This is a genomic window from Pontibacter sp. E15-1, from assembly GCF_022601975.1.
Taxonomy (GTDB): Bacteria; Bacteroidota; Bacteroidia; order Cytophagales; family Hymenobacteraceae; genus Pontibacter.
In genome coordinates this window covers 137,245-145,646 of sequence record NZ_JAKVIR010000018.1, presented here as the reverse complement: position 1 = coordinate 145,646, position 8,402 = coordinate 137,245, and the positions used below count along the sequence as shown (strand labels likewise).

Below are 8,402 nucleotides of genomic sequence, written 5' to 3'. Positions count from 1 at the left end.
GTAAGGATTCACACCAGTACACCAACAGGGCCAGTAAATTGAAATAATGAAATGACACAGTTTAAATTACACTCCCGCTAACGCTGGTGGAGCCGTCTACCTGATTACCTGATGTTTTTCTTATACTTCTGTAGAGTATCCTGATTTCACTATAGCTGTCAAACTGCATCTCTGATAAGATTTTATTTGATAAGACCTGGTTCTCTTCCAAGATCTTTAAAATCGTATACCTGTGTAGCCCACAGTTCATCGCTGAATAGATGGTCTCTAGTGGTGCCTTACACGCTTTTGTGGGATTCGCTTGGTAAATATCTATGATACCAAACACTATAGAATGAATATAGTCGAAATTTCTTGACCGATTGGCTACTTCATTCAATAGACTAGAATCACCTTCTCTGTATGTACCTGTTAGCAAAGGGAAGTAAATGGATGGATTCTTATATTCAGCTATTTTTTGAAGAGCCAATTTCCTTATGTCTTCTCCTCCAAAGAACTTCAATGCATCTACTGCGAATTCAACAAGCCTTGATTTTCTAGTGTCCGTACCGCCAGCGATGTTGAGTATGGGTTTGTACTCAAAAGGAAACTTTATCTTGCTGAAGAAGCGCAAGAAAAGCTCTTGTTTATACTTGTCTTTCTCCCTTAGGAAATCTTCTGCCAGCCTTTTAACTTCTTCATCTGATAGTTCATTGGCTTTTTCTTCCGAAATAAACCGGAACTTGTCTGCTTCAATTCTCTCTTTAATTAAACTATAGCTGAATATTTTTGCTTTTCTTTTTCTTGGGAGCCCCCACTTATTTTGGGTGATGGAAGTAAGGTAAGCTTTTATGTACTTATTGTTTCTGCTCGTTTTTTCCAGCTCAAGATACACGTCTATACCTTTGTTCTTCTTCTGAAAGCTGTCCACTCGATAGCTATCTTCCCAGTCGCCTTGGTCTTTAAGAAGCGTTTTCCCGACAACCTCCGCAACTGTCAGCAACCCAGCAAGTCCTTCTATCTCTATCAACTGATCTTGCCCGCAGAATTCATATTCATCCAGTCCGTTTTTCTCAAAGCGGCTCCTTAGTGCTTCCTTCGCATACTGATTACCAGCTTTATGAAACAGAACTGCTAGATCACACATATGGTCAAGACCATACCAATCTGATTTCTTTACTTGCAGCTTGCTTAATATGGATTGTTCAATCTTCTGCCTGTTTTTAGATTTTTTGATCAAACCGTAAATGTAATTTGCCCTGCTACCTTCACTTTGCCGATCATAAGCAAAATTCTGCACAGCTCCCTTTACAATTTGTCTAGAGAAATCAGCTTTAGGGTACTCTTTCTGCAATAGATAAGTCTCACCTGTCCCAAGCTTTAATGAGTTTAGAAATCTTTTTTTTATATCTAATTCTTCGTTCATTCAAATAACAGGTAACGGTACTGGGCTTTGCCATAGCGTAGCTAATGTAAAGATGTGGTTATGAGTTTACTCTTTCTTCAATAACTTCGATTTTATATTCTGATCTACTTAATACCATTTGAAAGATATTCACATGCAAGTATCTAGGCTCATTAAGTATTTGCAATAAATTGTTCTTGAAGCAAGCACTGATGTTTACTCCTAAGAAAACAGATTTGATAGCTGAAGAATCAAACCCAAACAGATGAATTTCTTGCTTATTAGTTTTTAGTACTTTATCTGAGTCTTCTAAAGTTTGAATGAACCGAACTTCCTCTTCGTATTCCCAGTGGTTACTTTTTGTAAGAAGTATATTTTGAATTAGAGACTCTAACATTTCCTCTTCTCTCATGTTGGGGTCGATAAGTGTTAATTTAGGTCTTACTTCGCAATACTTAACTTCTTTTAACCTTCTAATTAAATTATTCTCATTTTTAGCTTTATTAAAGTAATTGTTTCTTGGGTTAAACTCTATAACAAAGCCCTCATGGTTTCTTGTATAATGAGACCACATTGTAAGGTTGTCATAACTTTTGGTAAGACTTAATACACCAAACTTATTATTCCAATTATCCTTTAGCAATGATGAGTAATCAATACCTAAGTCGTTTCCCTCTATTGCTAAGAGATTTAACAAATTTTTAGGATGAAAAGCTGGTATTAAGTTTAGAGCTTCACCAATAGTAAAGTTAAATACTACTTCTTTAACATTATCGGGAATTGCATTTCTATACTCCTTGGGAATATCATCAATGCACAATTTCCTATTCGCAATCTGCTGCAAAAGTGGGTTTAAAGTTTCCTTATAAAGCTTATCTGAATAAGCCTCGTCAACTAGTTGAGAGACGAAGGGTAAATGTTCAAATGGGTCATTAAGATAGTTAGCTTGAGTGAACCTTAATACTTGATTCTCTAATACATCAACTCTCTCTGGACTTAGGTATTTAAAGATTTCATTTATAGAGTTACTCATAACTACCTCGAAAGCGTGAACATACAGTTATGGTCACTATATGCGCAGGTAGCTTCACCTCTTCCATAGTTGTTCGGAAGTGATTACGCTGCGTCTGCAACCATCTGATTGTAACCTGTGCATTTTAAACCAAGATAAGAAAGCTTTGGCCTAAACTACTAATCCAACCACGTATAATTTCTCCGCTATATAGCCGATCTGTAAGTGTGCAGGCAGGCAGGACATAGCAGGATAATCCCTTGCCCCAAAAGCGCTAGCTTTAAACTTAACGTCTAAAAGCGTGCGGGGCGGCATTCAACAAAAGCGAAGGCTCCCGATGCGCACCACCTATAGGGCACTGAGTATGATCCAGAAACGTATCCTGAACCTCTCGCTGATTTCGCTGACCGGGCTTTTGCTAAGCCTGACGCCGCAGAAATCACAGCCTAACATCATCGTCATTCTGGCGGATGACATGGGCTATTCCGACCTGGGCAGCTTTGGTTCCGAGATCAGGACGCCGCATCTGGATGCGCTGGCGGAAGGTGGTCTCAAGATGACGCAGTTCTACAACGCTTCCCGCTGCTGCCCCACGCGCGCCTCCCTGCTCACGGGGCTATACCCGCACCAGGCCGGGGTGGGCCATATGGTGAACGAGCGGGAGCAACCCGCTTACCGGGGCATGCTCAACGAGGAGTGCGTGACCATGGCCGAGGCCCTGAAAGAAGGAGGGTATACCACCTATATGGCCGGGAAATGGCACCTCAACGCCCGCCTGGAGCACTGGCCGCTAAAGCACGGCTTCGACCGCTACTTCGGGATGCTGGACGGCGCGAACAGCTACTTCGGAAACCGCCCCTACCGCCCAAACCAAACCCTGACCTATGCGCTGGATAACGCCCCCTATACCCCCGGAAAAGGCTTTTATGCCACCGACGCCTATACCGATTATGCGCTCCGGTTTATAGAAGAGGGCAAAGGAAAGGGCAAACCTTTCTTTTTATACCTGGCCTATACCGCCCCGCACTGGCCCCTGCACGCGCTGCCCGAGGATATCGCCAGGTATAAGGAGACGTATAAAAAGGGCTGGGACAACCTGCGGGAGGAGCGCTTCCGGCGGATGCAGAACATGGGCATCCTCAGTCCTGAAACCCAGCTGTCGCCCCGCGACGGGAACGTGCCTGCCTGGGAGTCGCTGACGGCGGCGGAAAAGCGCACCTGGGAAACGAAGATGGCGGTTTACGCGGCCATGGTCGACCGCATGGACCAGAACATTGGCAGGCTTCGGCAGAAACTCAAAGACATGGGCGAGGACCAGAACACGATCATCATGTTTCTGTCGGATAACGGCGGCAGCTACGAGGCGATTGACGGGCCCGGTTTCACGCCTGAGATTCTGGCCGCCAGTAAAAAGCCAGCCAGCGACCCGACCTCCTTCACCGCATACCAGTACGAGGGGGCCAACCTCAGCAACACGCCCTTCCGCAAGTTCAAGCGCTGGGAGCACGAGGGCGGCATATCCACGCCGTTCATCGCCAATTACCCGGGCGTTATACCAGCAGGGCAAGTAAACCACCAGCCCGCACACATCATCGACCTGATGGCCACCACCCTGGATCTGGCCGGTGTGCGCTACCCGGACACTTATCAGGGGAGGAATGTCAAGCCGCTGGAAGGAATCAGCATGGTGCCGCTCTTGAAAGGGCAGGAGTGGCCGGGGCACGCGGCTATTTTCTTTGAGCACGAAGGCAACCGGGCCGTCCGGCAGGGCGACTGGAAGCTGGTGTCTGTCTACCCAGAGGACGAGTGGGCGCTGTATGACATCAGCACCGACCGCACCGAGCTGCACGACCTAAGCAGCCAGTTCCCGGAGAAAGTGCAGACCATGGAACAACAGTACGCCGCCTGGGCCGCGCGTGCGGGGGTATTGCCTTTTGCGCAACTGGAGGCATACGACAAACAGCGGAAGCGAAAGTAAGGGGTGCCCGGCCCTGTCGTTTTCAGGGATATAGCTTGCCGGGTCAATGCCATCAACAAAAAACCAAAAAGAAAATGCAGCGATTTGCCTTTAAGATGAAACTGAAGCCCGGATGCGAGGCCGAGTATCAAAAGCGCCACGACGAAATTTGGCCGGAGCTGGCGCACCTCCTGAAGGAGGCCGGGATAAGCGATTATACGATCTTTCTGGATGCGGAGACCAATACCCTGTTTGCCGTGCAAAAACAAGCCGGGGCCTCGTCGCAGGACCTGGGGAGCACGGCGATAGTGCAGAAATGGTGGGCCTATATGGCCGACCTGATGGAGACAAACCCGGACAACTCCCCGGTGAGTGTGCCTTTAAAGGAAGTCTTTTATATGGCGTGATAGCGTCATGCCAAACACAAAAAATTCTATCATGAAACACGGCCAAGGATGACATGATTTTCATTTGCTCGAAGTAAAAACTTAACCAGTTTTCCCGTAAGGCGCCCCCGCGGGCGAGGAGCGCAAAGACTGGAACTATGGATAAGGCAGTGAATAAAGCCTTGGCTCAGCTGACGCTACACAGCTTAGGCAAATACAACAATGTTAATTTCAATAATACTTATTGACGGCTTTCAATTACTAATTCGTATTCCGACACATGCTATATAAACTCAAACACCTCCCGGCGCTTCTCCTGTGCACCGTTCTCCTCACCAACTGCCGCCAGCCGCAGGCCTCCGAAACCGTGGCAAACACAACAGCGCCTGAGGCGAAAAACCAGGTATGGCCCGAGGTAACACCCCAAGCCCGCCCCTGGACGCGCTGGTGGTGGATGGGCAGCGCCGTGGACAAGCCGAACATCAGCAGGCTGCTGCAGGAGTATGCGGCATCGGGCATCGGGGGCGTGGAGATCGCGCCCATTTACGGTGCCATGGGGTATGAGGACCGGTACATCGATTTCCTGTCTCCGCAGTGGATGGACATCCTCGGTTTCACGGTGCAGGAGGCGAAGGCTAACGGGATGCCCGTGGACATGACGCAGGGAACAGGCTGGCCATTTGGCGGGCCGCAGGTAAAGCCGCAGTACGCTGCCGCTAAACTGGCCATTCAAACCTATCGCTTAAAGGGCGGGCAGCGGCTACAGGAGAAAATCACGCTGCAGGACCCGAAACAGCTGGAAATGGGCGCGCCGCTGCAAGCCGTGATGGCCTACAACGATAAGGGCGACATCCTGAACCTGACTGACAAGGTAGGCGCGGAGGGCACCCTGAACTGGAGCCCGAATAGTGGCAACTGGACGCTGTATGCCGCTTTCAGCGGGAAAACACGGCAGATGGTGAAGCGGGCGGCACCGGGCGGTGTGGGGTATACCCTCAACCATCTTTCCGCGGATGCAGTGGAGACCTATCTGGATCGCTTCAGCAGCGCCTTCGGGCAGCAGAACTACGGCGTCAGGGCGTTTTACAACGACAGCTACGAGGTATACGGGGCGGATTGGTCGCCGGAGTTTTTTGAGGAGTTTGCCCAACGCAGGGGGTATGACCTGCGCCTGTACCTGCGGGAGCTGGTGAGTGAGGCGCACACGGAAACCGTTGCCCGACTCAAATCCGATTACCGCGAAACGATGGGCGAGCTGTTGCTTGATAACTTTTACAAACCCTGGAACGCCTGGGCACACGCCCGCAACAGCATCACCAAAAACCAGGCGCACGGCTCACCGGGTAACCTCCTCGACTTGTATGCCGCCGTGGACATTCCGGAGTGCGAGACCTTCGGCTCCAGCTATTTCCCGATTCCGGGCCTGCGCCGCGACAGCGCCGACGTGCGCAACGTCGACCCGGACCCGATCATGCTCAAGTTCGCTTCTTCGGCAGCGCATGTAACGGGCAAAAAGCTAATCTCGAGCGAAACCTTTACGTGGCTGGGCGAGCACTTCAAAACCTCCTACTCCCAGATGAAACCGGAGGTGGAGCAGGTGTTTCTTTCGGGCGTGAATCACGTTTTTTACCATGGCGTAACGTACTCGCCGGAAGACGTGGCCTGGCCGGGCTGGCTGTTCTACGCCTCGCTCAACCTGACGCCGGCAAACAGCCTGTGGCCCCAGTTTAGCGGTTTCAACAGCTACATTACGCGGGTGCAGTCGGTGTTGCAGTCCGGGCAGCCAGACAACGAGCTGCTGGTATACTGGCCGATTCATGATGTGTGGAGCAAGCCGGAGGGTATGGAAATGCTGATCAAGGTGCACGACATCGATGAGTGGCTGCACCCCACGCAGTTTTACAAGCAGTCGCGGGAGCTGATGGACGCTGGCTATTCACTTGACTTCGTTTCGGATAAGATGCTGCAGGAAACCACCGTGCAGGATGGCCAGCTTTTGACTGCCGCATCGGCCCCAACGCACAAAGTGCTGGTTATACCCCAGGCGCGGTATATGGCGGTGGAAACACTGGAGCGCATCATCGCACTGGCAAACCAGGGCGCTACCGTTGTGGTGCAGCAGCTGCCCGCCGAGGTGCCGGGGCTGCACAATCTGAAGCAACGCCAGGAGCAATTGCAGCAGCTGAAGGCTTCCCTGACTTTTGCTGACGCCGGCAACGGAGTCCGACAGATGAAAACAGGTGCCGGGGAGATTCTACTGGCCCAGGATGTGCAGCGCGCGCTAACCTATGCCGGTATACAGCGCGAGTCGCTGACCGACACGGGCCTGAAATTTATCCGCCGCCAGGTACAGGACGGAAAATACTACTATCTGGTGAACCATACCCCGAAAGCCATCGACCAGACCATCGCCCTGAACATGGCTGCAACATCGGTGATGGTGATGGACCCACAAAGCGCCCGGAGTGGCGTGGCGATGTCGTCGGTAAAGGATCGGAAAACAGAGGTGCGGGTGCAGCTACAGCCTGGGGAGGCGCTCATTCTGCGGGCCACGGAAAGCCAGACACCGGGTGCCCTGGCCTGGCAATACCTCGAAACCAAAGGCGCACCGCTGGAGGTGAAAGGCAACTGGAAACTGCAGTTTACGCAGGGAGGTCCGGAGCTGCCCGCCGAACAGTCACTCCAGCAACTCACCTCCTGGACCAACCTACCGGATAAAAGAGCGGAGGCTTTCTCCGGAACCGGAACCTATACCGTCACGTTCAACATGCCCGCCAAAATTAACGGGGAGTATGTGCTGGACCTTGGCGAGGTGCGGGAGAGCGCGCGCGTTTGGCTGAACGGGCAGGAAGTGGGCACGTTGTGGGGCATCCCCTTCCGGGCGCGGGTGGGGCAATACCTGAAACCGGGCAAAAACACGCTACGTGTAGAGGTAGCCAACCTGATGGCCAACCGCATCCGCGACATGGACCAGAAAAAAATAGAATGGCGGAAGTACCACGAGATCAACTTCGTGAACATCGACTACAAACCCTTCGATGCCTCGGTCTGGCAGCCCATGCTTTCCGGTTTACTGGGGCCCGTCACGCTCACGCCATACAGCACTTCCCCAGGCAGCAGCTCCGATGCGTCACTGTAAAGGAGGTATAAACGGAGTATGGCTCCTGCCTGGAGTGAAAGGAAGAACCCTGGAAAGCCGGCGGTAGGATAACCCCGCAAACGCATGAGGATGGCAGCTGTTTTCCGGGCCGCCGCATCCCCAGGCCTATACCGACGACTTTTACCGCCGCGACCACCTGGTGGTAGTGGGAGCGTACGGCCTCCTGCCGCTTCGTCTGCAGATAGACACCGTGGTGATAAAAAGACTTACTATGAGATCCTGACGAACTGGCAATGGAACCCCACCCGGGACGGCGCCCCCGACAGGCCGGCACCAGGCTTTCCGGATAACGGCAAATGGAAAGTCAGATGGGAAGGACTGCACAAAATTAAAAATTAGAAATTAAGCATTAGAAATGAGGTATAAAAGCCGTTTCTATGCATCTCAGGACTTTCGCAAAGCTGCCGTTGTTGTGTGTTCTCACCAACAAGTTGTTGGGACCGACGAGAACGGCAAGCAGGTTCCAATCGTGGACAAGCAGGGCCGTTTTGTGAGCGACATCA

The 8,402-nt window shown here is 51.1% G+C and carries 5 protein-coding genes; 3 read left to right on the top strand and 2 right to left on the bottom strand.

The features are described from left to right. Positions 1-61: 61 nt before the first annotated feature. Both MKJ04_RS14020 and MKJ04_RS14015 read right to left on the bottom strand, forming a co-directional pair. Positions 62-1,405: a hypothetical protein gene (locus MKJ04_RS14020; protein WP_241642278.1), complete on the bottom strand. Its 1,344-nt coding sequence runs from the start codon at positions 1,403-1,405 to the stop codon at positions 62-64. A 58-nt stretch (positions 1,406-1,463) separates the two neighbouring features. Next, positions 1,464-2,417, bottom strand: a complete 954-nt coding sequence (locus tag MKJ04_RS14015; protein WP_241642277.1) for a DUF2971 domain-containing protein — start codon at positions 2,415-2,417, stop codon at positions 1,464-1,466. Between the two features lie 343 nt (positions 2,418-2,760). On the opposite strand from MKJ04_RS14015, the gene MKJ04_RS14010 reads away from it, so the two are divergent. From MKJ04_RS14010 to MKJ04_RS14000, 3 genes are all read left to right on the top strand, one after another. After that, on the top strand, positions 2,761-4,374 hold the full coding sequence (locus MKJ04_RS14010; protein WP_241642276.1) for an arylsulfatase: 1,614 nt from the start codon (positions 2,761-2,763) through the stop codon (positions 4,372-4,374). A 74-nt stretch (positions 4,375-4,448) separates the two neighbouring features. After that, positions 4,449-4,760, top strand: coding sequence for an L-rhamnose mutarotase (gene rhaM / locus MKJ04_RS14005; RefSeq protein WP_241642275.1), 312 nt, complete (start codon positions 4,449-4,451; stop codon positions 4,758-4,760). Between the two features lie 259 nt (positions 4,761-5,019). Next, the gene (locus MKJ04_RS14000) at positions 5,020-7,878 is read left to right on the top strand and encodes a glycosyl hydrolase (RefSeq protein ID WP_241642274.1); all 2,859 of its coding nucleotides are present in this window, start codon (positions 5,020-5,022) and stop codon (positions 7,876-7,878) included. Positions 7,879-8,402: the final 524 nt, after the last annotated feature.

Excerpts from the sequence above, each read along its gene's own strand:
- MKJ04_RS14020 (WP_241642278.1), bottom strand. The coding sequence starts at position 1,405 with ATGAACGAAGAATTAGATATAAAAAAAAGATTTCTAAACTCATTAAAG.
- MKJ04_RS14015 (WP_241642277.1), bottom strand. The coding sequence starts at position 2,417 with ATGAGTAACTCTATAAATGAAATCTTTAAATACCTAAGTCCAGAGAGA.
- MKJ04_RS14010 (WP_241642276.1), top strand. The coding sequence starts at position 2,761 with ATGATCCAGAAACGTATCCTGAACCTCTCGCTGATTTCGCTGACCGGG.
- rhaM (WP_241642275.1), top strand. The coding sequence starts at position 4,449 with ATGCAGCGATTTGCCTTTAAGATGAAACTGAAGCCCGGATGCGAGGCC.
- MKJ04_RS14000 (WP_241642274.1), top strand. The coding sequence starts at position 5,020 with ATGCTATATAAACTCAAACACCTCCCGGCGCTTCTCCTGTGCACCGTT.